This is a genomic window from Alteraurantiacibacter buctensis (assembly GCF_009827655.1).
GTDB lineage: Bacteria > Pseudomonadota > Alphaproteobacteria > Sphingomonadales > Sphingomonadaceae > Alteraurantiacibacter > Alteraurantiacibacter buctensis.
On record NZ_WTYV01000004.1, the window covers coordinates 116,517 to 141,977 of the forward strand.

Annotated in this window: 24 protein-coding genes; 9 read left to right on the top strand and 15 right to left on the bottom strand. The window is 65.5% G+C overall.

The window, feature by feature from the left end; translation table 11 throughout:
- Position 1 precedes the first annotated feature (1 nt).
- From GRI99_RS11070 to radA, 9 genes are all read right to left on the bottom strand, one after another.
- Positions 2-2,296 (bottom strand): ribonuclease R family protein, encoded by a 2,295-nt coding sequence (locus GRI99_RS11070; protein ID WP_160772102.1) that lies wholly within the window; start codon positions 2,294-2,296, stop codon positions 2-4.
- A 37-nt stretch (positions 2,297-2,333) separates the two neighbouring features.
- Positions 2,334-3,683 carry a M28 family peptidase gene (locus tag GRI99_RS11075; protein WP_160772103.1) on the bottom strand — a complete coding sequence of 450 codons (1,350 nt, stop codon included), beginning with the start codon at positions 3,681-3,683 and terminating at the stop codon, positions 2,334-2,336.
- Positions 3,684-3,714: 31 nt separating this feature from the next.
- Positions 3,715-5,265 carry a proline--tRNA ligase gene (gene proS, locus GRI99_RS11080; RefSeq protein ID WP_160772104.1) on the bottom strand — a complete coding sequence of 517 codons (1,551 nt, stop codon included), beginning with the start codon at positions 5,263-5,265 and terminating at the stop codon, positions 3,715-3,717.
- 105 nt (positions 5,266-5,370) lie between these two features.
- A complete protein-coding gene (phaR, locus tag GRI99_RS11085) occupies positions 5,371-5,919 on the bottom strand; it encodes a polyhydroxyalkanoate synthesis repressor PhaR (protein ID WP_160772105.1) in 549 nt (182 codons plus the stop codon).
- 111 nt (positions 5,920-6,030) lie between these two features.
- Positions 6,031-7,092, bottom strand: a complete 1,062-nt coding sequence (alr, locus tag GRI99_RS11090) for an alanine racemase (RefSeq protein WP_337192908.1) — start codon at positions 7,090-7,092, stop codon at positions 6,031-6,033.
- Positions 7,067-8,686, bottom strand: a complete 1,620-nt coding sequence (locus tag GRI99_RS11095; protein WP_237438302.1) for an MFS transporter — start codon at positions 8,684-8,686, stop codon at positions 7,067-7,069. The genes alr and GRI99_RS11095 overlap by 26 nt, the downstream gene beginning before the upstream one ends.
- A gap of 38 nt (positions 8,687-8,724) precedes the next feature.
- Positions 8,725-9,156 (bottom strand): iron-sulfur cluster assembly scaffold protein, encoded by a 432-nt coding sequence (locus GRI99_RS11100; RefSeq protein WP_337192909.1) that lies wholly within the window; start codon positions 9,154-9,156, stop codon positions 8,725-8,727.
- Between the two features lies 1 nt (position 9,157).
- Complete coding sequence (locus GRI99_RS11105; protein ID WP_160772107.1) at positions 9,158-9,691, bottom strand: CvpA family protein; 534 nt, start codon at positions 9,689-9,691, stop codon at positions 9,158-9,160.
- Between the two features lie 11 nt (positions 9,692-9,702).
- A complete protein-coding gene (radA, locus tag GRI99_RS11110; RefSeq protein WP_160772108.1) occupies positions 9,703-11,082 on the bottom strand; it encodes a DNA repair protein RadA in 1,380 nt (459 codons plus the stop codon).
- Between the two features lie 87 nt (positions 11,083-11,169).
- Between radA and GRI99_RS11115 the strand changes: the two genes are divergently transcribed.
- Complete coding sequence (locus GRI99_RS11115; RefSeq protein ID WP_160772109.1) at positions 11,170-13,491, top strand: patatin-like protein; 2,322 nt, start codon at positions 11,170-11,172, stop codon at positions 13,489-13,491.
- On the opposite strand, the gene dnaJ is transcribed toward GRI99_RS11115, so the two are convergent.
- Positions 13,488-14,615 (bottom strand): molecular chaperone DnaJ, encoded by a 1,128-nt coding sequence (dnaJ, locus tag GRI99_RS11120; protein WP_160772110.1) that lies wholly within the window; start codon positions 14,613-14,615, stop codon positions 13,488-13,490. The two genes, GRI99_RS11115 and dnaJ, sit on opposite strands and share 4 nt — an antisense overlap.
- Before the next feature lie 72 nt (positions 14,616-14,687).
- Positions 14,688-16,613: a molecular chaperone DnaK gene (gene dnaK / locus GRI99_RS11125; RefSeq protein WP_160772111.1), complete on the bottom strand. Its 1,926-nt coding sequence runs from the start codon at positions 16,611-16,613 to the stop codon at positions 14,688-14,690.
- 201 nt (positions 16,614-16,814) lie between these two features.
- Between dnaK and GRI99_RS11130 the strand changes: the two genes are divergently transcribed.
- The 4 genes from GRI99_RS11130 (at position 16,815) to GRI99_RS11145 (ending at position 19,056) form a co-directional block, all read left to right on the top strand.
- Entirely contained in the window at positions 16,815-17,300 is a 486-nt protein-coding gene (locus GRI99_RS11130) for a copper chaperone PCu(A)C (protein WP_160772112.1), read from the top strand.
- A gap of 86 nt (positions 17,301-17,386) precedes the next feature.
- Entirely contained in the window at positions 17,387-17,809 is a 423-nt protein-coding gene (locus GRI99_RS11135; protein ID WP_237438303.1) for a vgr related protein, read from the top strand.
- 5 nt (positions 17,810-17,814) lie between these two features.
- Positions 17,815-18,489, top strand: coding sequence for a cysteine hydrolase family protein (locus GRI99_RS11140; RefSeq protein ID WP_160772113.1), 675 nt, complete (start codon positions 17,815-17,817; stop codon positions 18,487-18,489).
- A gap of 99 nt (positions 18,490-18,588) precedes the next feature.
- Positions 18,589-19,056 (top strand): peptidase S1, encoded by a 468-nt coding sequence (locus GRI99_RS11145; RefSeq protein WP_160772114.1) that lies wholly within the window; start codon positions 18,589-18,591, stop codon positions 19,054-19,056.
- Positions 19,057-19,102: 46 nt separating this feature from the next.
- Here the strand turns inward: GRI99_RS11145 and GRI99_RS11150 are convergent, their stop codons facing one another.
- Together GRI99_RS11150 and hrcA are read right to left on the bottom strand one after the other, a co-directional pair.
- Positions 19,103-19,660: a nucleotide exchange factor GrpE gene (locus tag GRI99_RS11150; RefSeq protein ID WP_160772115.1), complete on the bottom strand. Its 558-nt coding sequence runs from the start codon at positions 19,658-19,660 to the stop codon at positions 19,103-19,105.
- Positions 19,661-19,663: 3 nt separating this feature from the next.
- A complete protein-coding gene (hrcA, locus tag GRI99_RS11155; protein ID WP_160772116.1) occupies positions 19,664-20,719 on the bottom strand; it encodes a heat-inducible transcriptional repressor HrcA in 1,056 nt (351 codons plus the stop codon).
- Positions 20,720-20,783: 64 nt separating this feature from the next.
- Here hrcA and rph point away from each other — a divergent pair, with 64 nt between their 5' ends.
- Together rph and rdgB are read left to right on the top strand one after the other, a co-directional pair.
- Positions 20,784-21,497, top strand: a complete 714-nt coding sequence (gene rph / locus GRI99_RS11160) for a ribonuclease PH (protein ID WP_160772117.1) — start codon at positions 20,784-20,786, stop codon at positions 21,495-21,497.
- The gene (gene rdgB, locus GRI99_RS11165) at positions 21,494-22,120 is read left to right on the top strand and encodes an RdgB/HAM1 family non-canonical purine NTP pyrophosphatase (protein ID WP_160772118.1); all 627 of its coding nucleotides are present in this window, start codon (positions 21,494-21,496) and stop codon (positions 22,118-22,120) included. The genes rph and rdgB overlap by 4 nt, the downstream gene beginning before the upstream one ends.
- A 2-nt stretch (positions 22,121-22,122) precedes the next feature.
- On the opposite strand, the gene GRI99_RS11170 is transcribed toward rdgB, so the two are convergent.
- Positions 22,123-22,638, bottom strand: a complete 516-nt coding sequence (locus GRI99_RS11170) for a CAP domain-containing protein (RefSeq protein WP_160772119.1) — start codon at positions 22,636-22,638, stop codon at positions 22,123-22,125.
- Positions 22,639-22,682: 44 nt separating this feature from the next.
- Here GRI99_RS11170 and hemW point away from each other — a divergent pair, with 44 nt between their 5' ends.
- Together hemW and GRI99_RS11180 are read left to right on the top strand one after the other, a co-directional pair.
- Positions 22,683-23,849, top strand: coding sequence for a radical SAM family heme chaperone HemW (gene hemW, locus GRI99_RS11175; protein WP_160772120.1), 1,167 nt, complete (start codon positions 22,683-22,685; stop codon positions 23,847-23,849).
- A complete protein-coding gene (locus GRI99_RS11180; protein WP_160772121.1) occupies positions 23,846-24,742 on the top strand; it encodes a tyrosine recombinase XerC in 897 nt (298 codons plus the stop codon). Before hemW ends, GRI99_RS11180 begins: the two co-directional genes overlap by 4 nt.
- Here GRI99_RS11180 and GRI99_RS11185 read toward each other — a convergent pair.
- Complete coding sequence (locus tag GRI99_RS11185) at positions 24,739-25,362, bottom strand: DedA family protein (protein WP_160772122.1); 624 nt, start codon at positions 25,360-25,362, stop codon at positions 24,739-24,741. The two genes, GRI99_RS11180 and GRI99_RS11185, sit on opposite strands and share 4 nt — an antisense overlap.
- Positions 25,363-25,461 lie beyond the last annotated feature (99 nt).

Below are 25,461 nucleotides of genomic sequence, written 5' to 3' on the forward strand. Positions count from 1 at the left end.
GCTACTTCCGCTTGCCGCGTCCCTGATGGCGGATATTGCCCGGCCTGCCCCTCTGCCCCACCACGTGCTTGCCTTTCCCGTCCTTGCGAGGGGCCGGCTTGCCGCCATTGCCCCGCCGCATGTCCGGCCGGCTGCCGCGCGGTTCGATGGGCTGGCCATCGGCATCCACCGGTTCGAACTTCAGCGCCCCGGTCAGCGGGTTCGCCTCGGCCAGCTTCAGTTGCAGCACCTGGCCCACGGTATAGGTCTGGCCGGTATCCTCCCCGATCAGGGCGTGGGCACCTTCGTCATGGCGGAAGTATTCGCGGCCCAGCGAAGACACAGGCACCAGCCCGTCACCCCCAAGGTCAACGATCGTGGCGAAGAAGCCGAACTTCTGCACACCGGTAATGCGGGTGGTGAACACCTGGCCCACGTGCCCCGCCAGCCAGGCGGCGACATAGCGGTCGATGGTGTCGCGCTCGGCTTCCATTGCGCGCCGCTCGGTCAGGCTGATGGCATCGGTAATGCGCGACAGGTCTTCCCGGTCATGGTCTGACAGGCCGGTGGCCGGCGGCAACTTCTCACCCTTGGGTTTCGGCTGCTCGAGCCTGTAGGAATCCACCAGCGCGCGATGGACCAACAGGTCGGCATAGCGGCGAATCGGGCTGGTGAAGTGGGCATAGGACCCCAGCGCCAGCCCGAAGTGTCCGGCGTTGGCAGGGCCATAATAGGCCTGCGTCTGGCTGCGCAGCACGGCCTCCATCACCAGCGCCTTTTCCGAAGGGTCGGCAATGTCCTTGATCATGCGGTTGAACAGGCCGGGCGTGATCACCTGGCCCAGTGACAGGTTCTTGCCGATCGAATCGAAATAGTCGCGCAGGGCAATCAGCTTCTCGCGCGTGGGCGGCTCGTGGATGCGGTAGACTACCGGGCTGGTCTTCGCCTCAAGCGCCTTGGCCGCAGCCACGTTGGCCGCGATCATGAAGTCTTCCACCACGCGGTGGGCGTCCAGCCGCTCGCGCACGGCGATGTCGGTAATGCGGCCCTGTTCGTCCAGTTGCACGCGGCGTTCCGGCAGGTCCAGCTCCAGCGGGTCGCGCGCCGCGCGGGCGCCGGCCAGCAGCTTCCAGGCGTCCCACAGGTTGGTGAGGTGCTGCGGGGCATCGCCCGCATCGATGGCCGCCTGCGCATCCTCATAGGCAATATTGTGCGCAATGCGGACTATGGCGCGGGTGAAGCGCCAGCCCGTCACCTTGCCTTCGGCATCAATAGCCAGGTGGCAGGCCATCGCGGCGCGCGGCTCGCCTTCCTTCAGGCTGCACACATCGGCGCTGAGCACTTCGGGCAGCATGGGGACCACGCGGTCGGGGAAATAGACCGAGTTGCCGCGCTTCCGGGCTTCGCGATCCAGCACGCCGCCGGGGCGGACATAGTATGACACGTCGGCAATGGCGACCAGTGCGGTAAACCCGCCCTCTCCATCAGGTTCGGCCCAGATGGCATCGTCATGGTCGCGCGCGTCGGCGGGATCGATGGCGACGATCGGCAGGTGCGTCAGGTCCTCGCGGCTGTCCTCGCTCAGGGGCAGTTTCGCCGCCGCCTCGGCCTCTTTCAGCACCGCTTCAGGGAACGTGTGCGGGATGCCGTACTTGTGGATGGCGATCAGGCTGAAGCTGCGCGGGGCCAGCGGGTCTCCCAGCACTTCGATCACCTTCATGCCCGCCCGGAAGCCGCGCCCCGCCGGCTCGGCCAGCACCAGGTTGCCTTCTTCCGCCTGGCCCATGTCGGACACGGGAGAGGAGTTGCGCACCTTCTTGTCGACCGGGGCCAGCCATGGCTTGCCGCTGCCGTCCAGTTCGATCACGCCCAGCACCGCACCCTCGTTGCTGGGCAGCTTCTTCATCGGATGCGCCACCCAACCCCTGCCGGCTTCCTCGGTGCGGGCCAGGATGCGATCACCCACGCGTAGCGCGGCCTGCTTTTTCTTCTCGATCACCCGCAGGCGCGGGGGCGGCACGGCATCATCCGGCTGCCAGCTTTCTGGGATGGCGACAGGCTCGCCCTCGTCGATCTCCACCACCCGCAACACGGTGACCCTGGGCACACCGCCCATGCGGTGGAAGGCGGTCTTCTTGCCGTCGATCAGGCCTTCCTCGGCCATGTCTTTCAGCAGGGCCTTGAGGCTGATCTTCTCTTGCCCCTTCAGGCCAAAATGGCGCGCGATCTCGCGCTTGCCCACGGTATCGTCGGCAGTCTGGATGAACTCGAGGATCTGCTCGCGCGAAGGCAAGCCAAAAGGGGTGCGTCGGACCATGATCGGGCCCTACCCGTCGGGCCACCCGCTGTCGAGGTTATGGCGCCGGAACGAGTGGGGCGAAGTCACCGCCGGGCACGGCGCTTGCCACAGGGCTTTCGCTCCCGTCAGCCGCCACGGCGCTGACGCCGAAGATCCAGTCATCCCCCCGGTCCGGTGCCAGCGTCAGGCTGTTGAGTTCCGCCGCAGCGTCTGCATCAAGGACCAGGCGCAGGTCCCAGTCGCGCGTGTCGGTTGCCCGCCGCCAGACGTTGTACCGCACCGCGCGCCCCACTGGCAGCCATTCCAGCAGCACATCTGGCCGCACCACGCCGTCGATCCGCACCTGCGGCGGCATCGGCGCGCGGGCCAGCCGGTCCAACGCCGTCACGTTCAGACGTGTCACGCGTGCGAGATAGGGGAAATCCATCCGGTCTACAGTATCGCCGTAATCGATGCCGTTTTCGCTCCGCAGATCCTGGTGCTGGTGGTTGTAGTCCTCCACCGCCACGCTGAAGCGGATGGCCGGCAGGCCTCGCTCCAGGAAGGGGATATGATCCCCGCCCCGCCCCATCCGGTCACTGCGCCACACCTGCCGCACATCCACGCCAAGGCCCACCTGGGCGGCCAGCCCGTCCACCCAGCGCGAGAGGTTGCGGCTAGGACTGTCATTGCCGCCGCCCCGGCTGCGCATCTGGGCGCGAGTGGCATCGTCCGCATCGGCCCGCTCGCCTTCCGAGAACACGCGCACGTGGGCGTCATCGCAATATCCGTCAGATCCGCAGGACCCGCCAACGATATCATTGTTGAGCACGGCCTTGACCGTCCAGCCCTGTTCCAGCGCGTAATCCGCCAGCAGCGCCCCGCCATAAAGGCCCTGCTCCTCACCTGAAAGCAGCGCGTAGACGATGGTGCCGGGATAGCGCTGGCGGCTGAGCACGCGGGCCGCTTCAAGCACCAGCGCGCTGCCGCTGGCATTGTCGTTGGCACCGGGCGCATCTGACCGGGCATCCATCACGTCGGAAACCCGGCTATCGATGTGGGCCTGCACGATCACCACTTCGCCCGGTCGCTCAAGGCCGCGCTGGATGGCCACGACATTGCGCAGGCGAACCGCCGCGGGCATCCGGTTACCGCTGACCATGAGTTCGGGTTGCACCACCTCAAGGCATCCAGCGCACCCGGCGGAAATGGCGGCGAACTGGGCCGCCCCCCAGTCTAGCGCGGCGCCGATGCCGCGCTGCGGGTCGTCCTGCGATGACAGGGTGTGCCGCGTGCCGAAGGCGACCAGCCGCTCTACGTCGGCTTGCAACTGTTCGACCGAAACGTCGGCATCGGGCGTGGTCTGCGCGGCAGCGGGCGCAGCCAGGAGAAGCAAAGGGGCGAGAGCGAGACGGTGCAGTGTCATTGTCAGACCCTGCGCCCGTGACCGCTGCGGATCAATAGGCGCGCGCCACCAGTATCCTTTCCACCGCCGGCGCGCCGGTGAAGATGCAGGTACCATCGGCGGGGGCGCTGTCACGCGGCACGTTGCGGACGGTGAGCTTCAGCGCCTTCAACTGCTCGACAACCTTTTCCAGCGCCTCGCCGGTGGGTTTGGACCATTGGACTTCCACCCACCCGGGATACTTTTGGCTGTCGGCGAAATGGGCGGCCACTTCGTCCAGGCTGGTCACGCCGCGGGTGATCTGGGCATCGCGCCGGTCGCGTGCATCCACGAACAGCGACTGCTGGATTTTCTCCAGCAGCGAAGGGGCTTGCGAGGAAAAACCCTCGCGGCTGAGAAACTGGAAGGCTGGCTTGCCGTTGTCAGCGTTCCACAGGGCATCGCGGCGCAGCATGGCCAGCTTGCCCTCCGCCATGTCACGCGGGCCGACCTCGACAATGATGGGCGCGCCCTTGCGCACCCAGTCCCAGCGCTTGGCTGCTGCCTTTCCAGGCGACTTGTCGAGCAGGATGCGGATCCGCTCGCCAAAGGCTGTCAGCGGGATGCTGGCGAACATGTCGACCACTTCCTGGCAGTATTCGATCAACGCCTCATCCTCGGGCGCTTCGCGCAGCATGGGGATGATGACAATCTGGTGCGGGGCAATCTTGGGCGGCACGCGCAGGCCATCATCATCGCCGTGGGTCATGATGATGCCGCCAATCAGCCGGGTGGATACGCCCCAGCTGGTGGTGTGGCAGAACTGCTGCCCGCCTTCCTTGTCCTGATACTGGATGCCGGCGGCGTGGGCAAAGTTGGTGCCCAGGTAATGGCTGGTGCCGGCCTGAAGGGCCTTCCCGTCCTGCATCATCGCTTCGATTGACCAGGTTTCCACCGCGCCGGGGAAGCGCTCGTTCTCGGGCTTTTCGCCGGCGATCACCGGCAGGGCCAGGTCATCCTCGGCACAGGCGCGGTACATTTCCAGCGCGCGGTGGGTTTCCTTCAGCGCATCCGCGCGGTCAGCGTGGGCAGTATGGCCTTCCTGCCACAGGAATTCGCTGGTGCGCAGGAACATCCGGGTGCGCATTTCCCAACGGACCACGTTGGCCCACTGGTTCGTCAGCAGCGGCAGGTCGCGCCAGGACTGTACCCAGCGCGCCATGGCATCACCGATGATCGTCTCGCTGGTGGGGCGAACAACCAGCGGCTCTTCCAGCTTGGCGGCAGGATCGGGCACCAGCCCGCCCTTGCCATCGGCAATCAGCCGGTGATGAGTGACCACGGCCATTTCCTTGGCAAAGCCCTCCACGTGCTCTGCCTCGCGGGTGAAGTTGCTCAAGGGGATGAAGATCGGGAAATAGCAGTTCTGCACGCCTGCCGCCTTGATGCGATCGTCCATCAGGCGCTGGATGCGTTCCCAGATCCCGTAGCCCCACGGCTTGATAACCATGCAGCCGCGAACGCCCGATTCCTCAGCCATGTCGGCGGCAGAAATGACTTCCTGGTACCAGGCCGAGAAATCATCGGCGCGCCTGGTATTGAGAGCGTGGCGGATGGCGGACATCGGCTGTGACAAATCCTGCAATGGAACGGCAAACGGCCCCATGACGCGGGGCCTGTGCGAAGTCGAGACTAAAACGGAGCGCCGGTGGCGAGAACGGGCGGCGGATCAGCCGCCCAGCTTGTCCAGCTTTGCCTGCATCGCCTTCATCTGGGCACGCAGTTCGGCCAGTTCGTCAGCCCCGTCATTCCCGGCGGGAGGCGGTGGCGCCTTGGGCATGAAGGCACTGGCCGCGGCCTGGAACATGGCCACGTTGGTTTCCGCCAGCTTGGTGAAGGCATCGGCGCCCATGCTGGACTTGAACGCATCCTGCAGGCGCGACTGGTTGGCGCGGAAGTTGTCCATCGTGGCTTCGAGATAATGCGGCATCATCGCCTGCATGGAATTGCCGTACATGGCGATGAGTTGGCGCAGGAAGCTGACCGGCAGCATCTGCTCGCCGTTGGTCTCTTCCTCCATGATGATCTGGGTCAGGATCGCGTGAGTGATATCGGCACCGGTCTTGGCATCGAGCACCTGGAAATCCACGCCGTCACGCGTCATTCGCGCAAGATCATCCAGTGTGATGTAACTGGACGAGTGCGTGTTGTAGAGCCGCCGGTTGGCGTACTTCTTGATAATGACCGGATCAGCCCCGGAATCCTTGGTGGAGGCCATTAGCGTGGTGCCCCTTGTTGCGACTGCTCATTGTATTAGCAGATGCAACATAGACTTCCAAACGAAACATATCGCGCGCGAACGAATTCCCTAACGCAACGTATCGTGAAATTAACCACGCAGCCGCTTGCCGAGCACCGTGAGCAACTCGTACTGCGAAAGGCCCGACAGGGCGGCCTGGAGGGGCAGGTCCATCGGTATGTCGATATAATCACCCACGCCCAGGTCCGGGCAGGCTGAGCAGTCGACCACCACCATGTCCATCGAGACGCGGCCGATCACCGGCAGGTCCAGGCTGCGCCAGCGCAACGCATTGCCGGGCCCGCGTGCGCGCAGAAAACCATCGGCATATCCGATGGCTATCGTGGCTGCTTCGATCTTCTCGCTGGCGGTAAAGGTGGCGTTGTAGCCCACGGTCTCCCCTGCGGAAATGCTGCGCCGCTGGATCACCATGGCCTGCACAATAGCCACCGGCCGGATGCTATCAGCCAGTTCTGGTCGCACGATGCCCCCGTAAAGGGCAATCCCCGGCCGCGTCGTGTCGAAATGATACCCGCTCCCCAGCGCGATCCCCGCGCTGTTGGCCAGGCTGGCGCTGCGTGGCCGGACAAGCGGGGTAACCTCATGGAAACGCTGCAATTGCTGCGCGTTGAGCGGGCTGTCCTCGTCAGCGCTGGCCAGATGCGATAGCAGCATGTCCACTTGCAGGGCGGCTACCGCCTGGTCGCCAAGTTGTTCGGGCGTCACCCCCAGCCGATTAATGCCGGTATCGACCATCAGGTGGCACGGCCCACCTCCGGCTTCCTGCCAGATGGCGGCCTGCAGGGGGGTGTTGACAACCGGGCTCACACCGGTGGCTCGGGCGTAGGTCGCCTCTGCCGCATTGGTGACCCCGTGCAGCACACAGACCTGGTCAGCCGGAACGTGCTCCAGAACGGCGGCCACCTCGCACCAGTGGGCCACGAAGAAGCGGCGGCACCCGGCATCCCGCAATACCGGCACGGCCCGGCCAACGCCGAGGCCATAGGCGTCGGCCTTTACCGCCGCTCCTGCCTGCGCCGCGCCGGACATGGCATCAAGCGCGCGCCAGTTGGCCGCCAGCGCGTCGGTATCGAGAGAAAGCCGCAGGGCGGGCGGCGGCGGCAGGTCAGGCATGGTCATCGGCAAAGTCACGCGGTGGGCCATCCTTCAGGCCCCACCAGCCCACCACCAGCGCCAACACCAGACAGATGAAGGCATACCACTGGCCGGAATAGATATCCCCTGTGCTGGCGACAATGTAACCGGCGATGAGCGGCAGGAAGCCGCCGAAGTAGCCGGTGCCGATATGGTATGGGATAGACATTGACGAGTAGCGCACCTTGGCCGGGAACATCTCGGTCAGCACCGCAGCCACTGGGCCGTAAGTTGCTCCGGAGAGTGCGCCGAACACGGCCAGCAGCACCAGGATGCCAACGATATTGGCTGCGGGAGGCACTTGTTTCTCGGCACTGTAGCCAGCGGCAACCAGCGCGGTTGTCAGGGCTTCGCGGTTGGCAGCGTTGCCGGGTTCGTCCACCAGCGGCACGGCCAGCGATCCCACGGTGACCGCCAGGCTGTCCCCGGCGGCCACGTCATAGGGATAGCTCTGGTCGGTCAGCAGGCCCATCAACTGGCCGCATTCGCTGGCCTGGGCATCGGCCAGGGGATCATAGCGGCAATCGGGGCCGGAGACGGTAATCGGCGCCTCACGCGTGGTCTGCGCCAGCCCCGGGTTCGCCAGTTCGCCCAGCCCCCAGAATAACGGGAACAACAGCACGATGCTGGCCACATAGCCCCAGATGATGGGCTTCTTACGCCCGATCCGGTCCGACAGGCTGCCGAACCAGATCATGAATCCGATTGCCGCCAGCGAGCCCAGTCCCACGATCAGCTCAGCCGCGGTATCCTCCACCCGCATCGGCCCCTTCAGGAACGAAAGGGTGGAGAAGAACGCGGTGTAGAACACGATCGTCAGCCCGCAGGCGACACCGAACAGGGCGACGACAATGCGCTTCCTGTTGCCGGGATAGGTGAAGCTTTCCACGAAGGGATTGTGCGACATCTCGCCCGCTTCCTTCATAGCGCGGAACACCGGGCTTTCGTTCAGCTTCAGCCGCATCCACAGGCTGACCGCCAGCAGGACGATGGAGATCAGGAATGGCAGGCGCCAGCCCCAGGCGGCAAAGGCATCGGCGGGAATCAGGAAGCGGCAGCCCAGCACCACAAGCAGGCTGAGAATGAATCCGCCCACCACACTGGCCTGGATGAAGCTGGTATAGAAACCCCGCTTCCCCGCCGGGGCATGCTCCGCCACATAGATCGCCGCGCCGCCGTATTCGCCGCCCAGCGCCAGCCCCTGGGCTATGCGCAGCAGGATCACCAGGACCGGCGCGGCATAGCCGATCGTCTCCACCGAAGGCACGAAGCCCACCCCGGCCGTGGCAATGCCCATCAGCGTTACCGTGACCAAGAAGGTGTACTTGCGGCCCAGCCGGTCTCCCAGATAACCGAACAGCACCGCACCCAGCGGGCGGAAACCGAAGCCGATGGCGAAGCCCGCCCAGGTCAGCAGCAGCGAGAAAGTGGCATTGTCTGCGGGGAAAAAGGCCTGGCTGACAAAGGCGGCCAGGGTGCCGTAGATGAAGAAATCATACCATTCGAACACGGTGCCGGCGGACGACGCCGCGATGACTAGGCGGATTTCTTTGGCCGACGGCTCATGTGCCTCGGTCATCTGCGTTGCCATTGTCTTCGATCCCCCGCCTGACCTCGTCGTCGCAGGGACTAGCTGGCTGCGGGCGCGCTGGAAAGGGCCGCGATGGCGGCCTTCCACGGCAGCATGATCGCGCCGTGCCGAGCGGGATAGTGACGCGCCGGCTCAAGCATGGCCAGGCCCGGCCAGTCGGGCAAGGGCGCCTCGCCATCCAGCCAGCCCTCGATCCGGTCATGCATGGCCTGCAGGGCGGCAAGGTCGCAGCCCTTGGCATGCCGGGCGAACAGCGTGGCGCTGGCCTGGCCCACGGCGCAGGCCCGCACCCGCAGGCCCATCGTGTCGATCCGGCCCGCCTCGTCCAGCGCCAGGTCCACCGCCAGGGTGCTGCCGCAAGTAGGAGCCCGCGCATCGCCATGCAGCGGCAGGTTTTCCATTGCCGGCCACTGCGCCAGCTCCAGCGTCAGGGCCAGCATTTCGGGCGTGTAGAGGCGTTCGGCGGACACCTCAGTTGTGCCCTTCTACCGATTGCTCAGCTTCGCTGTGGGCATAGGCGCGCCGCTGCTCGATCAGTTGCACCATGGCTTCGGAACTGGCGTTGACGAACGGATAGGTGCGGGCCGTGCTGATCCACAGTGGCCGCCCGCTGGGGCCCCAGACCGCATCGTATCCCAGCACCAGCAGCGAAAAAGCCATCACCACCACAATCACGCCCTTCACCGCGCCGAAGCCGAAGCCCAGCACCCGGTCGATCGGGCCAAGCGCGGAACCCCGCGCGCTCTTGCCCGCCCTGGCAGCGATCGCGCGCATGGCCAGGTAGGGGATCAGCAGCAGCAGGGCAAAAGCCAGCAGGGCAGCGCTGATCGGGCCGCCGGTAAAGGCGTGGATGGCTGCCGTCATGTCCGTGTGCAGGAACCGCAGCGCCAGTACGGCCACTACCCAGGCAGCGAGCGACAGCATCTCCTGCACGAAACCGCGCATGAAGCCGCCAGCGGCGGTTACGCCCACGATCAGCAGGACCAGGAAATCGAACACGGTCATCGCCCGCCAGCCTATGCCGATGCCATCACCCGGTCAACGAGCGCGGCGAGCCCGGGCAGCCCGGCATAGCGCATGCCTCCTTTGGCCGGGCCTTCCCCGCTCGCCTCGCTGCGTGGGCCGGTGGCCTGGTCGAAGCCCAGCTTGGCCGCTTCCTTGAGGCGCAGGTTGCCGTGGGCCACCGGGCGGATCTCGCCCGATAGAGAGACCTCGCCGAACCATACCGAACGCATCGGCAACGGCTTGTCCGCCAGCGCCGAAACCAGCGCGGCAGCGACTGCTAGATCTGCCGCCGGGTCAGCCAGACGATAGCCGCCGGCCACGTTGAGATAGACCTCTGCCGAGGAGAAGTTGAGCCCGTAGCGGGCCTCAAGCACGGCCAGCAGCATGGCCATGCGGCCGCTGTCCCAGCCCACTACCGCGCGGCGCGGGGTGGCGCCCGATTGCAGCCGCACGATCAGCGCCTGGATTTCCACCAGCACGGGCCGGGTGCCTTCCAGTGCCGGGAACACGGCGCTGCCCGCCACCGGCTCGTCCCGCCCGGTGAGGAACAGCATGGAAGGGTTGCCAACCTCGACCAGCCCCTGCCCTTCCATGGCGAAGACGCCGATCTCGTCCACCGCGCCGAAACGGTTCTTCAGCGCGCGCAGGATGCGGTACTGATGGCTGCGCTCGCCCTCGAAGCTCATCACCACGTCCACCATGTGCTCCAGCACGCGTGGCCCGGCGATGGAGCCATCCTTGGTGACATGGCCCACCAGCACCAGGGCGACGTTGTTTTCCTTGGCGTAGCGGATCAGTTCAAAGGCGCTGGCGCGGACCTGGCTGACAGTGCCCGGCGCACCCTCGATCATGTCGGAATGCATCGTCTGGATCGAATCGATCACCACCAGCGCGGGCGGCGGGCCATCGGCCAGCGTGGTAAGGATATCGCGCACCGATGTGGCACTGGCGAGCTTCAGCGGCGCATCGGCCAGGCCCAGCCGTGTGGCGCGCAGCCGCACCTGGCCGGCGGCCTCTTCACCGCTGATGTAGACGGCAAGGCCGCCTCCGCGGGCCACGCTGGCTGCAGCCTGCAGCAGCAGGGTCGATTTGCCGATGCCCGGCTCTCCACCCATCAGGATGGCGCTGCCCGGCACGATACCGCCGCCCAGCGCCCGGTCCAGCTCGGCAATACCACTGCTCTGGCGGACAAGCGGCCTGGTGGGGGTGTCCAGCGCCTCGAAAGCGATCACCCGGCCCCCGGCAGAAAGATCATGCTTGGCGGTGAAAACCGACTCCGGCGCTTCCTCGGTAAGGGTGTTCCACGCCCCGCAATCGGCGCACTGGCCCTGCCAGCGGTGGGTAACGCTGCCGCATTCGGTGCAGACATATCGGCGTTTGGGCTTGGCCATAGTGGCATTGCCTAATCAGAACATAGGTGGAACGCAATGGGCATGTGCGATTGCCAAGCGCGCTTTCCACCTGCACAAGGTGTAACCATGCGCCAGAAGGAACTCCGCATTGCCCTGATCTGTTACGGCGGCGTCAGCCTGGCTGTGTACATGCATGGCGTCACCAAGGAAATCTGGCACCTCGCCCGCGCCAGCCGGGCCTTTCATGCGCGGGAAATTTCTGGAATTGCAGGGGAAAAAGGCAGCGCGGCGATTTACGCCGAAATGCTGGATACCATCGCACGAGAGCAGGGCCTGGCTCTGCGGGTCCTGCCCGATATCCTGACCGGCGCCAGCGCGGGCGGCATAAACGCGGTGTTCCTGGCCCAGGCTGTGAATTCCGGCCAGTCGCTTGATCCGCTGACCGACCTGTGGCTGGAAACGGCCGATGTCGACCGGCTGCTCGATCCGGCAGCAGATGTCTGGACCCGCACTGTCAAGTTCTGGGCGCCGCCAGTGGTGCAACTGCTCCTGTCCCGTCCCGGCAACGTGGTGTCGGAAAGCGTCGCCCCGGAAATGCGGCAGGAAGTGCGCGGCAAACTGGCGCAGTTCGTGCGCAGCCGGTGGTTCGAGCCGCCCTTTTCCGGCTATGGCTTCTCTGCCCTGCTGGCCGATGCGCTGCAGGCGATGGCCGCAGGTCCGCCGGGCGAGCCCCTGTTGCCGCCAGGCCACCCGGTTGATCTGTCTGTCACTGCCACCGATTTCCACGGCTATCGCCAGCGGCTCCAACTCAACAGCCCGCCCGTGGTGGAAGAGAGCGAGCACCGGCTGACCATCGGCTTTCGCAGCCGGGTGCCGCAGCAGGCCGGCCATGCGCTGGCCCCGCTGCCCGAATTGCTACTGGCGGCGCGCTCCACCGCCAGCTTCCCCGGCGCCTTTCCGCCGCTGCGTCTGGGAGAGATCGACCGGCTGGCGGCAGACCGGGGCTTTGCCTGGCCGGGGCGCGAGGCTTTCCTCGCCCGCGTGATGCCAGCGCGCCAGAGCGCGGCAGAGTGCGAAGCGGTCTCGCTGATCGACGGATCGGTGCTGGTCAACGCGCCGTTCTCTGAGGCCATGAGTGCGCTGCAGGACCGGCCTGCCCAGCGCGAGGTGGACCGGCGCTTCGTCTACATCGACCCTACGCCCGATGCAGCCACCCGGGCACTGGCCCCGCAGGGAGATGTCGGCTTCTTTCGCGCGATCTTCGGCTCGATTTCCTCGATCCCGCGCGAACAGCCGATCCGTGACAACCTGGAAGCGATTGGCGCGCAATCGCGCGAGGCAGCCCGCTTGCAACGCATGGTGGAAACCTTGCGCCCTGATGTGGAACGGACGGTTGAGAAGCTGTTTGGCGGCACCTTCTTCCTCGATCGGCCGACGTCGGCGCGGCTGTCTGCCTGGCGGGCCAAGGCCCAGCAGGCGGCGGCGGAGCAGGCGGGTTATGCCTTCCACTCCTATGCCCAGGCCAAGTTCGCCGGCATCGTCGACCGGCTGGCAAAGTTGATCGAGGCCCACGTTCCCGGGTTGCACGCAGAAGGGGGATCACTGGCGGATTTGCTCACCAGCTATCTCGATGCGGCAGGCCTCGGCGCATTGGGCGGTAGCAAGGGCGGCGCCAGCGAAGAGGCCATCGCCTTTTTCCGCGCGCACGACATCGGCTATCGCATCCGCCGCCTGCGCCTGATCGCCCGCCGCCTGACGCGTGAATGGGATGACGATCCGGAAGTCACCGATGCCGACCGCGATGCCGCACGCGAGGTGATCTATTGCATGCTGGCGCTCTATTTCGCCCGGGAGGGTAGCGATGCGCTGGGGCCGCAGTTTTCGCATGTGGCCGAGCGGGTGCTTATCGATCCCGGCCCGGTGCTGGCGGAAATCGCCCGCCTGCGCCAACTGGAAGCGCTGGATGAGCAGGCCGAGGCGATGCTGGCCGCCGGGCTGGAGGCCATGCCCCGCCCGCTGCGGCGCAAGGTGCTGATGGCCTACCTTGGCTTTGCCTTCTACGATGTTGCCACCCTGCCCCTGCTGCGTAACGAAGGGCTGACCGAGTTCGACCCGGTAAAGGTTGACCGCATTTCGCCAGAGGATGCCGCATCAATCCGTGGGGGCGGTTGTGCGGCCACCTTGCGCGGCATCGAGTTCTACAACTTCGGCGCCTTCTTCAGCCGCGCCTATCGCGAGAACGATTACCTGTGGGGCCGCCTGCACGGCGCGGAAAGGATGGTTGACCTGCTCCTTTCCGCCACCATTGCGCCATTGGCGCCAGATGCGATCCGGGCAATCAAGCGTCGCCTGTTCATGGCCATCCTTGACGAGGAACAGCCGCGCCTGCGGGCCGACCCGGCGCTGATTCCCGGCCTCAGGCGCGAGGTGGCTGCGCGCCTGGGCTAACCTGAAAAGGCGTCCTTCAACCGGTCGAAGAAGCCGCGGCTTTCCGGGCATTCCTCGCCCGTTTCCGTCTCGCGGAACTCGCACAGCAATTCCTTCTGGCGGGCGGTGAGGCGGGTGGGCGTTTCCACCTGCACCTCCACCACCAGATCGCCCCGCCCGCGTCCCTGAAGGACCGGCATGCCGGCCCCGCGCTTGCGCAACTGCTTGCCGCTCTGGATGCCGGCGGAAATGTCGATCCTGTGCGTTTCGCCATCCAGACCCGGAATTTCCACGCTGCCACCCAGTGCTGCGGTGGTGAAACTGATCGGCATCCGGGTGAACAGGGCCGTGCCTTCCCGCTCGAACACCGCGTGACGGCGCACCTGAATGAAGATGTAGAGATCGCCCGCCGGAGCGCCCATCGGCCCTGCTTCGCCCTTGCCGGCCAGTCGGATACGGGTGCCGTTATCCACGCCTGGGGGAATATCCACCTGCAGTTTCTGGATGGTGTCGCTTCGCCCTTCACCGCCGCAATCGCGGCAGGGCTTTTCCAGCATCTCGCCCCGGCCGTGGCATTGCGGACAGGGCCGTTCGATCACGAACAGGCCCTGCTGCGCGCGGACCTTGCCGTGCCCGTGGCAGGTGCCGCAGGCACGACGGCCGGTGCCGGGGGTTGCCCCGCTGCCAGAGCAGGTGGTGCAGGCGGTGGCCACTTCCACCTCGATCTCGGCCTGCTTGCCATGGAAGGCATCTTCAAGCCCGATCTCCAGGTCATAGCGCAGGTCAGCACCGCGGCGCGGCCGGGCACGCCCGCCGCCGCCAAAGGCGCTGCCAAAGATTGTCTCGAAGATATCACCGATATCGCCGAAGTCCGCGCCGCCGGCAAAACCGCCCGCGCCGGGTCCTCCGCCGCCTTGGGTGAAGGCGGCATGGCCATAGCGGTCATAGGCCGCGCGCTTCTGCGGATCCTTCAGGCAATCATACGCCACACTGATCGCCTTGAAGCGGGCTTCTGCCTCGGCATCGCCCGGATTGCGGTCCGGGTGCCACTTCATAGCCAGCTTGCGATAGGCGCGCTTTATGGTGTCGCCGTCGGCGGTGCGTTCCACCTCCAGCAATTGGTAGAAATCGATGTCGGTCGACATGCGGGACCCCTCAAAAACCTGCCGCCACCGGCACGATTGCACCGGTGGCGGGCTGGCTTTCCATCAGGCTGATCAGGCCTTGTTGTCTTCGTCGACTTCGGAGAACTCGGCGTCCACCACGTCATCGTCCTTGGCAGAAGACGACGAACCGGCGTCGGCCGAACCGCCCTGGGCAGCAGCCTGATCCTTTTCGTAGATCTGCTGGCCCATCTTCATCGCCGCTTCGGTCAGCGCGGTGGCCTTGGCATTGATCGCGTCCACGTCATCGCCTTCCAGCGCCGTCTTCACCTCGGCAATCGCGGCTTCTACCGCGGCCTTGGTGTCGGCATCGACCTTGTCGCCGTTTTCATCGAGCTGCTTCTGCGTGGCGTGGACCATCGAATCCGCCTGGTTGCGCGCTTCCGCAGCCGCCCGGCGCTTCTTGTCCTCCTCGGCAAACTTCTCGGCATCGCGCACCATCTGGTCGATGTCGGCGTCGCTGAGGCCACCCGATGCCTGGATGCGGATCTGGTGCTCCTTGCCGGTGCCCTTGTCCTTGGCGCTGACGTTCACGATGCCGTTGGCGTCGATGTCGAAGGTCACCTCGATCTGCGGGATGCCGCGCGGCGCCGGCGGGATGCCGACCAGGTCGAACTGACCCAGCAGCTTGTTGTCCGCCGCCATCTCGCGCTCGCCCTGAAACACGCGGATCGTCACAGCCTGCTGGTTGTCCTCGGCGGTCGAGTAGGTCTGCGTCTTCTTGGTCGGGATCGTGGTGTTGCGGTCGATCATCCGGGTGAACACGCCGCCCAGCGTTTCGATGCCCAGCGATAGCGGAGTCACGTCGAGCAGCAGCACGTCCTTCACATCGCCCTGCAGCACGCCGGCCTGGATGGCCGCGCCCATGGCCACGACTTCGTCCGGATTCACGCCGGTGTGGGGCTTCTTGCCGAAGAACTCCTCCACCACTTCGCGGACCTTGGGCATGCGGGTCATGCCGCCGACGAGAACGACCTCGTCAACGCCCGACTTGTCGATGCCGGCATCGGCCAGAGCCTTCTTGCACGGCTCCAGCGTGCGCTTGATGAGGTCGGCCACCAGCTGCTCGAGCTTCGATCGAGTGAGCGTCTCCACCAGGTGCAGCGGGGTGGTGCTGCCGCCTTCCATGCGGGCGGTAATGAAGGGCAGGTTGATCTCGGTCTGCGCGCTGGACGACAGCTCGATCTTGGCCTTTTCCGCGGCTTCCTTCAGGCGCTGAAGGGCCAGCTTGTCGGCCTTCAAGTCCATGTTTTCCTTCTTCTTGAACTCGTCCGCCAGGTATTCGACGATTGCGCCGTCGAAGTCCTCGCCGCCCAGGAAGGTGTCGCCGTTGGTGCTCTTCACCTCGAACACGCCGTCACCGATCTCCAGGATCGAGACGTCGAAGGTGCCGCCGCCAAGGTCATAGACGGCGATGGTCTTGCCATCGTCCTTGTCCATACCATAGGCGAGCGCTGCCGCAGTCGGCTCGTTGATGATGCGCAGCACTTCAAGGCCCGCAATCTGGCCGGCGTCCTTGGTCGCCTGGCGCTGCGCGTCGTTGAAGTAGGCAGGCACGGTGATCACGGCCTGCGTGACGGTTTCGCCCAGATAGCTCTCGGCCGTTTCCTTCATCTTCTGCAGGATGAAGGCGGACACCTGCGAAGGGCTGTAGTCCTCGCCACCGGCCTTGACCCATGCGTCGCCGTTCTTGCCCTTGGTGATCGAATACGGGACCAGCTCCATGTCCTTCTTGGTCATGGGATCGTCGAACCGGCGGCCGATCAGGCGCTTGATGGCGAACAGGGTGTTGTCCGGGTTGGTCACGGCCTGGCGCTTGGCGGGCTGGCCGATCAGGCGCTCGCCATCCTTGGTGAAGGCCACGATGGAGGGCGTGGTGCGCGCGCCTTCCGAATTCTCGATAACCTTGGGCTTGCCGCCGTCCATCACGGCCACGCAGCTGTTGGTGGTGCCAAGGTCGATACCGATAACTTTGCTCATTTAATCCCCACTCTTTCCAAATGTTGACGCCGCGCTTCCAGTCCCCCGACTGTGCAGCAAGACCGTGTTGGCGGCTCGATCAGAACTTGTGTTCGAGGCGCGATATAGGTGGCGTTTTGGCCGCGACAAGAGACCTGCCCACTTGGCACGGACACCGGGGCAACCTACAACCGGGCCAAGGCAATATCGAAGGGGATGCACATGGCTAAGACAACCTGGGTGGGCGCGCTGGCACCGGCGGCGCTGCTGCTGGTCACCGCAGGCTGCAGCAGCGAACCGGAGGCGCCGGTCGAGACTGCGCCGGAGGCACCCGAGGGCATTTCGGTAGCCGACGGGCGGATGAACCTTCCGGCCGTCAGCGGCAACCCGGCCGCAGTCTATTTCACCATCACCAACGATGGGGCGGAAATGCAGATGATCCGCTCGGTCCATGTCGAAGGTGCGGAGAGCGCCATGCTGCACGAGACAAGCGAGTGGAGCGGCCAGGTGGACATGCAGGAACTGACGCAGGTTGCCGTGGAGGCCGGCGAGACTCTGGCCTTCGCCCCGGGCGGCAAGCACGTGATGGCCATGAACGTGGATCCCGCCCTGCAGCCTGGCGGCGAGGTGGAGGTTACCCTCACCTTCGTGCGCGGCGACAAGGTCAGCTTCCCGGCGCGGGTGCTGGCGCCTGGTGACGAGGGCTGACGGGTCTGGCCCCGGCAGACCCCGCCCCTTGCCCCGTTGGCGGAACGCGCCCCCTCTCCCCCGGAGAGGTTGCGCTGGCCCGCAGCATGTTTGGTGACGCGATCGACTATGGCCTGGTCACCATCCGCCGCCGCAAGTGGTTTCCGCTGCAGCCGCGCAAGGTGACCATGGCTCCGCTGGGCCACCTGCACTTCCATCCGCAGAGCGGCGTGTATTGTGACGACTTCGCATTTGGCACACCGCACGCCCAGGCACTGTTCATCCACGAGATGACCCACGTCTGGCAGACCCAGACGCGCGGGCGCTGGTTCCTGCCGCTGCATCGGCCGTTTTCCAGCCGCTATGACTACAGCCTCAAGCCGGGCTGGACGCTGAAGCAATATGGCATAGAACAGCAGGCTATGATCGTGCAGCACGCCTTTACCTTGCGCGAAGGGCGGCCGGTGCCGGGCGCTCCGCCACTGGAGCAGTACAAGCTGGTCCTGCCGTTCGCGCCCTTCAGGGATTGATCCGGATGCCCCACGCCGTTGACCATCACGCTATCCTCGATCGCCTGGCCGCCATGCGCGGCGTGGGCAACGTGTTCGCGGTCCCCGATCCGGCGCGCACCGCCCATGTGATCGTCGACCTGCAGAATGGTTTCATGCAGGTAGGCGCGCCGGTGGAAGTGCCGATGGCACGGCACATCGTGGACGAGGTGAACCTGGTCAGCCGCGCAGTGCGCGAGGCCGGGGGAACGAACATTTTCCTGCGTTATACGACCCCGCCCGACTGGGAGAACCAGTGGACAGTGTTCTGGGAACGCATGGGCCCTGCCGCTGCGGGGCACCGGGAGGCTTTCACTCCCGGTCATCCCATGCACGACCTGTGGGCCGGCCTGGATGTGCGGCCGGATGACCTGGTGGTCGACAAGCACCGCTTCAGCGGCTTCTTCCCCGGTACTAGCACCCTGCCTGACGTGCTGCGGGATCGCGGGATCAACACCCTGATCATCAGTGGCACCCTGACCAATTGCTGCTGCGAAAGCACGGCGCGCGATGCCATGCAGGCGGGTTACAGGGTCATCATGGCGGCCGATGCCAATGCTGCCCTGACCGACGAGGAGCATGGGGCCACGCTGCACATCCTTGCGTTCGTCTTTGCCGATTTGCTTTCGGCCAAGGAAATTGCTGCACTCTGGCAGGCATGACAGTATTTGTGTGTATTCCGTTCATCGACGGTTATGCACAGCCTGGCGATGACAACAACCGGAACCGCAGGGGCGGTTTCCCCACCTGGAGATAGACCGATGAAGCTGGTTCCTTCCTTGCTCCTTGCCGCCTGTTCCCTGGCGCTGACCACTCAAGCTGCGGCGCAGGACACGTCCGCCCGCCCGACCTACGATACGGTCAACCTGAGCGCGGGCTTTCCGAACGATCCTTACAGCGTATCGCTTTCGTCGGGTGGCAGCATCGATGCCAGCAACATCGGCTCGCCTTGCCGCGGCTTCGTGGCCAATGCACCTGACGTGCGCCTGAACTACGACAGCGGCAGCCTGCCGCTCTACATCTACGCCAACTCCGACAGCGACACCACGCTGGTGGTGAACGCGCCCGACGGCCAGTGGTACTGCGACGACGACAGCAACGGCGGCCTCAACCCGCAGGTGACCTTCCTTAAGCCGCAGAGCGGCCAGTACGACATCTGGGTGGGTACTTATTCGGGCAGCGATTTACGCCCGGCCACGCTGTATATCTCGGAACTGGCGGGCGACTGATCCGCCGCCGATCCGACGCGGGGGCCGGACCAGCGGGAACTGACCGTCAGTCCGGCTTCTTCGCCACGGCCACCAGCGCCGGGCGCAGCAGGCGGTCCTTGATCATGTAGCCGCTCTGCATCTCGCTTACCACGATGCCGGGTTCGTGCTCGGTCGAAGGCACTTCGATCATCGCCTGGTGCTGGTGCGGATCGAGCGGCAGGCCCACGGCGGCAATGCGGCTGATGCCGTGCTGGCCAAAGACCTTTTCCAGTTCGCGCTGGGTCGCCTCGATGCCGGCCACCAGCCCTTCCATCTGGTTGTGCGCCCGCAGTTCCGCCGGGACGGCTTCAAGCGCACGGGCCAGGTTGTCCGACACGCTCAGCACGTCGCGGGCAAAGCCGGTAGCGGCATAGGCGCGTGCATCGGCAATGTCCTTTTCCAGCCGCCGGCGCACGTTCTGCGTTTCCGCCCGGGCATAAAGCACCTGCTGTTTCAGTTCCTCCAGTTCGGCCTCCATCGCGGATATCCGCTCGGCCTCGTCACCGCGATCAAGGAACTGTTCGGGCACGCCTTCCAGTTCCTTCTCGACTTCCTGATCCTGACCCTTGCCGTCTTCGTTCATAATTCAACCAATTCTCTTGCCCAATGACCGCTCCAGAGAGCGGGCGGTAAAATCGACCATCGGCACGACCCGTGCATAGTTCAGGCGAGTCGGCCCGATTACCCCCAGCACACCCACCACCCGCCCTTCGCGGTCGCGATAGGGGGCAGCGATCACCGAGGATCCGGAGAGCGCAAATAGGCGGTTTTCCGCGCCGATAAAGATGCGCGTTGCATTTGCCTCGCGCGCGCTGTCCAGCAGGTCGGCGATGGACTGCTTGTTTTCCAGGTCATCCAGCAGCGATCGCACCCGTTCGATGTCGGACAGGGCGCTCTCATCCAGCAGGTTGGCCTGCCCGCGAACGATCAGCACGCGGCGGCGCGCCGCGTCCTCGCTCCAGGTCACGAGACCGCGTTCCACCAGGTCGCGGCTTGCTTCGTCCAGCGCGGTCGCCCCGGCGCGAATCTCCGCCTCGATGGCTGCCACCGCCTCGCGCAGGGTCCGCCCGGCCAGGCGGGCATTCATGTAATTACTGGCCTGTTGCAAGGCCGCCGGTCCGGTGCCCGGCGGCAGGTCGAGCAGGCGATTCTCCACGTGCCCCGCATCGTCCACCAGCACCACCAGGGCGCGGGTGGGATCCAGCGGCACGATGTTGAGCTGCACCACCCGAACCTCGCGGTGTGGCACCATGACCATGCCGGCCGCGCCGGACAAGTCGGAGAGAATCGAACTTGTGGCCTCCAGCGCCTGCTCGATCGGGCCGGGTGCGGCCAGTTGCGCCTCGATCACGGCGCGTTCCTGCGCGCTGGGTTCGGCCACCTGCATCATGCCGTCCACAAACAGCCTCAGGCCCGTCTCGGTCGGCATCCTCCCGGCGCTGGTATGGGGGGCGGCCAGCAGGCCAAGACGTTCCAGATCGGCCAGCACGCTGCGGATCGATGCGGGCGAAAGGTTCAGGTCCGCCCTGCCCGCCAGCGTCTTCGATCCAACCGGTTGCCCGCTGTCGAGATAATCCTCCACCACCCGGCGGAAAATCTCGCGCGCCCGCAGCGTCAGTTCTGTGATCGGGGGTGAGACCATGACAGGGCCTTATCTAAGCGCTAGGGGCAAGCAAGCAATCCCCGAGTCCCTATTGGAGAAGTCCATGCGTCCTTCCGGTCGCGCCGCAGATGAAATGCGCGCCATCACTATCGAAACCGGTTTCACCAAGCATGCCGAAGGCTCGTGCCTGATCAGCTTTGGGGAGACCCGCGTGCTGTGCACCGCCAGCGTGGAGGAAAAGGTGCCGCCGTTCCTGCGCGGCAAAGGTTCGGGCTGGGTCACGGGCGAATATTCGATGCTGCCCCGCGCCACGCACACCCGCGGCAGCCGCGAGGCGGCCAAGGGCAAGCAGAGCGGGAGGACACAGGAAATACAGCGGCTGATTGGTCGCTCGCTGCGCGCCGTGACCGACTTGCAGAAGCTGGGCGAACGGCAGATCGTCCTCGATTGCGACGTGTTACAGGCCGATGGCGGCACCCGCACCGCCTCGATTTCGGGTGCATGGGTGGCGCTGCGTCTTGCCGTGGACAAGCTGATGGCCTCGGGCGCGATCAAGGACGATCCTCTGACCGCCAAGATCGCCGCCATTTCCTGCGGCATCTACCAGGGCAACCCGGTGCTGGACCTAGACTATGACGAAGACTCCAGCGCTGATGCCGACGCCAACTTCGTGCTGATCGAAGGCGGCCAGATTGCCGAGGTGCAAGCCACTGCCGAGGGCGCGACCTACGACGAGGAAGGCCTGCTTCGCCTGCTGCGCCTGGCGCGGATCGGCTGCAACAACATCTTCGCCGCACAGGAGCGCGCCACGCGATGACCCGCAAGCTTGGCGGCAAGCTGGTGATTGCCACGCACAACGCCGGCAAGCTTAAGGAAATCGGTACGCTGCTGGCGCCCTACGGCATCGACTGCATCTCCGCCGGGGCGCTGGGCCTGCCCGAACCGGCGGAGACCGGCACGACCTTTGTCGCCAACGCGCTGATCAAGGCGCGCGCGGCGGCGGAGGCGAGCGGCCTTTGCGCGCTGGCCGATGACAGCGGTCTGTCGGTCGCCGCGCTGGACGGGCGGCCCGGCGTCTACACTGCCGACTGGGCCGAGCGGCAGTGGTTTGAGGGCGAACCGGGCCGCGACTGGCACATGGCCATGGGCAAGGTGGAAGGCCAGTTGCAGGCCCTGGGGCCGGATGCCCCGCGCCATGCGTGGTTCTCGTGCGTGCTCGCCCTCGCCTGGCCGGATGGCGAGACGGCAGTTTACGAAGGGCGGGTGGATGGCACCCTCACCTGGCCGCCACGTGGCACCATGGGCTTCGGCTATGATCCCGTCTTCGTGCTGGATGGTGAGAACCGCACTTTCGCCGAAATGGATCCGGCCGAAAAGCACGCCCGCAGCCACCGGGCCGATGCCTTTGCAAGGCTGGTCGCCGATCAGTTCGGCCGCTGAGCTTACGGCACCCGCTTGGTCATCACGTTGCCGGCGGGATAATAGCGACAAACCAGGTATTCGCTGCCCCGCCCCTGCGCCATCGCGCAGCCCAGTTCCTCGGTATCAGGCCAGATAAGCTGGGTGTAATGGCCCACATGGTGCCAGTCTCCGGTTGTTGAGACATCTGGAAACCGGCCGGGGCGGAAATAGGCGCGTTCGTCGATAAATGCCTGGATCATCTGTTCCGGTGTTGCCGTGCCGGTCCAACCCATCCACAGGTTCTCGCCCGCGCCGTGGCGTTCCTCCGCGTGTTCGTAGAGACCGTGATAGGCTTGGTGATCGGCCCAGGCCTGTGCCTGCCCCGCCAGTCGGTCGCTCCAGCGCAGCAGCGGCAGACCCAGACGTGTGCGCTCGGCATTGTGGGCATCGAGCAGCCTTTCGCTGAAGGTGCGTGTATGCTCCTCTCGCCAGCGCTGGGCAGCAGCCGGCACGGCGGCAAGGGCAACGACAAGGACTAGCAGGCGGACAAGGGGCATTGCCTTTCCTTGACAAAGAGACCTTAAGCGCGGCTGAAAGCCTGATGGCCCGCGCACTCTATATCCATTGGCCGTTCTGCCTGCAGAAGTGCCCCTATTGCGATTTCAATTCGCACGTGCGCGATAGCGTGGACCATGCTCGCTGGCAGGCTGCGCTGCTGGCCGACATGCGGGCCGAGGCGGAGATGGCCGGCGGCGAGAGGCTGGATTCGATTTTCTTCGGCGGCGGTACGCCTTCGCTGATGCCCCCGGCCCTGGTCGCCTCCCTGCTGGACGAGGCAGAGCGGCTATGGGGTTTTGCCCAGGGGATCGAAATCACGCTGGAGGGCAATCCCAGTTCCGTAGAGGCGGGAAACTATGCCGCGCTGGCCTCTGTCGGCGTCAACCGCGCCTCGCTGGGCCTGCAATCGCTGCATGATGATACTCTGCGTTTTCTGGGCCGTTTGCACGATGCGCAGGAGGGGCTGAATGCGCTCGAAGTGGCGCAGAAACACTTCAGGCGCGTCTCATTCGACCTGATCTATGCCCTGCCCGGGCAGACGCCGGACCAGTGGCAGGCGGACCTGACCCGCGCCCTCGATTTGGGCACCGGGCATCTCTCGCTCTACCAGTTGACCATCGAGCCCGGCACACGCTTTGCGACGATGGTGCGGCAAGGCGATTTCTTACCCCTGGAAGATGATGCCGCTGCTGATCTGTTCGTTCTGACCCAGGAGTTGACCGCCGCCGCCGGCCTTCCCGCCTACGAGATCAGCAACCATGCGCGCTTGGGGGAAGAGAGCCGTCATAACCTCGGCTACTGGCGCTATCACGACTACCTGGGCATTGGCCCCGGCGCGCATGGCCGGCGCAGTGGCCCGAGTGGCGAAAAGTGGGCCACGCAGCGGCACAGGAAGCCCGAGAACTGGCTGGCCGCAGTAGAGGCGCGTGGGTCCGGCTGCCAGAGCGAGGTGGCCATTCCCCGGCCCGAACAGGCGGCTGAAGCCCTGCTGATGGGCCTGCGCCTGCGAGAAGGGGTGGACCTTGCCGTAATCTCCGCGCGCACCGGGGTTGCCGTGGAAGACCTGGTCGATTGGCCGGAGGTGGAGGCGCTGGATAAGCTGGGTTTGCTCCGCACCAGCGGGCACCGCATCGCCATTACCCTGCAGGGCATGCCGCTGCTGGATGCCATTCTGCCCCGCCTGGTGGCTGACGGTCTGGTGTCCGCATGAACAAGGCCGATCTCCTGCAAGCCTGGCACGATCACCTGCTGCATTCGCGCCGCCGGTCACCGCACACGGTGCGGGCCTATCTCGCCACGGCCGAGCGGCTGCTCGCGCGCACGGGGGCGACAAGCTGGGCCGAAGTGGCGCAGATGGAAGCCGGTGACCTGCGCCTGCAACTGGCCGCCCGCCGCGCCGGCGGGATCGGCAACGTCTCCGCCGCGCGCGAACTGTCGGCGTTGAAGGGCTTCCTTGCCTTCGCCCGCCAACAGGCAGGCCTGGCCGATGCCACCCCGCCGCGGATGCGCGGGCCGCGGGTGAAGAAGGGCCTGCCCCGCCCCATTACCCCCGACGATGCCAGCAATCTTGCCGAGTTGGTGGAGAACAATGCTGCGAACGGCTGGATCGGTGCGCGCGACCGTGCCGTGCTGCTGCTGATGTATGGGGCGGGACTGCGCATTGCCGAGGCGCTGTCGCTCACCGGCGCGCACCTGCCGCTGGGCGAGACGCTGCTGGTGACCGGCAAGGGTGGCAAGCAGCGGATAGTTCCGCTGATCCCCGTGGTGCGTGCTGCTGTGGCAGACTATGCGCGCCAGTGCCCCTGGCCGCTTGGCCGCGATGAGCCGCTATTTCGCGGGGCCAAGGGTGGTGCGCTGTCACAAGGCATGGTGCAGAAGGCGGTGGCCCAGGCCCGCCGCGTCCTGGGCCTGCCGGAAACGGCCACGCCCCATGCCTTGCGCCACTCATTCGCTACCCACCTGCTGGGCGCCGGGGCGGACCTGCGGAGCCTGCAGGAACTGCTTGGCCATACCAGTCTTGGCTCCACGCAGATCTATACCCGGGTGGATGCGGCAACGCTGCTGGACACTTACCGTCACGCCCATCCGCGCGACCGGGACTAGTCATCCGCCTGCTGGTCGCGCCCTGCGCGCGGAACCCATGTGACCACGCGATAGATATAGCCCAGCACGGCCACTCCCGTCAGGCCGATGATGATCCAGGCCAGCATTTCCTGCGATTCCGCCAGATAGCTGCCCAGCCACTCCCCACCCTTGATGAGCAGGGCGTTCCAGATCAGCGATCCGGCAAAGGTGAAGATGAAGAACTTCATCTTGGGCATATGCGCCAGGCCGGCGGGCAGCGAGATGATCGTCCGCAGAAAGGGCGAAAAGCGCAGGAAGAAGATCACCCAATGGCCGTGGCGGGTGAAGAACAGTTGCGCGCGCACGATGTCTTCCCAGTCCACCGTCAGCCAGCGGCCCCACCGGTCCACGACCGGTTGCAACCGGCGGTAGCCATAGCTGTCGCCCAGCCAGAACCAGAACCAGTTGCCCAGCGTGGTGCCCAGCGTGCCGATCAGCAGTAACGGCCAGAATTCCATGACGCCGCGGCCTACCAACAGGCCGCCGATGCCCATGATTACCTCCGACGGAATGGGGGGAATGACGTTTTCCAGCGCCATCAGCAGGAAAATGCCGAAATAGCCGCCCTGCTCGATTGCGCGGATGATGAATTGATCCATTCGCCTGAAAACGCCCATCCGACGAAAAAGTTCAAGCCCCATTCGCTTGTCCGTGCGCGGATGGCGGCTGGTGAGGAAAATGGTCCGCCCGCCCGTCTG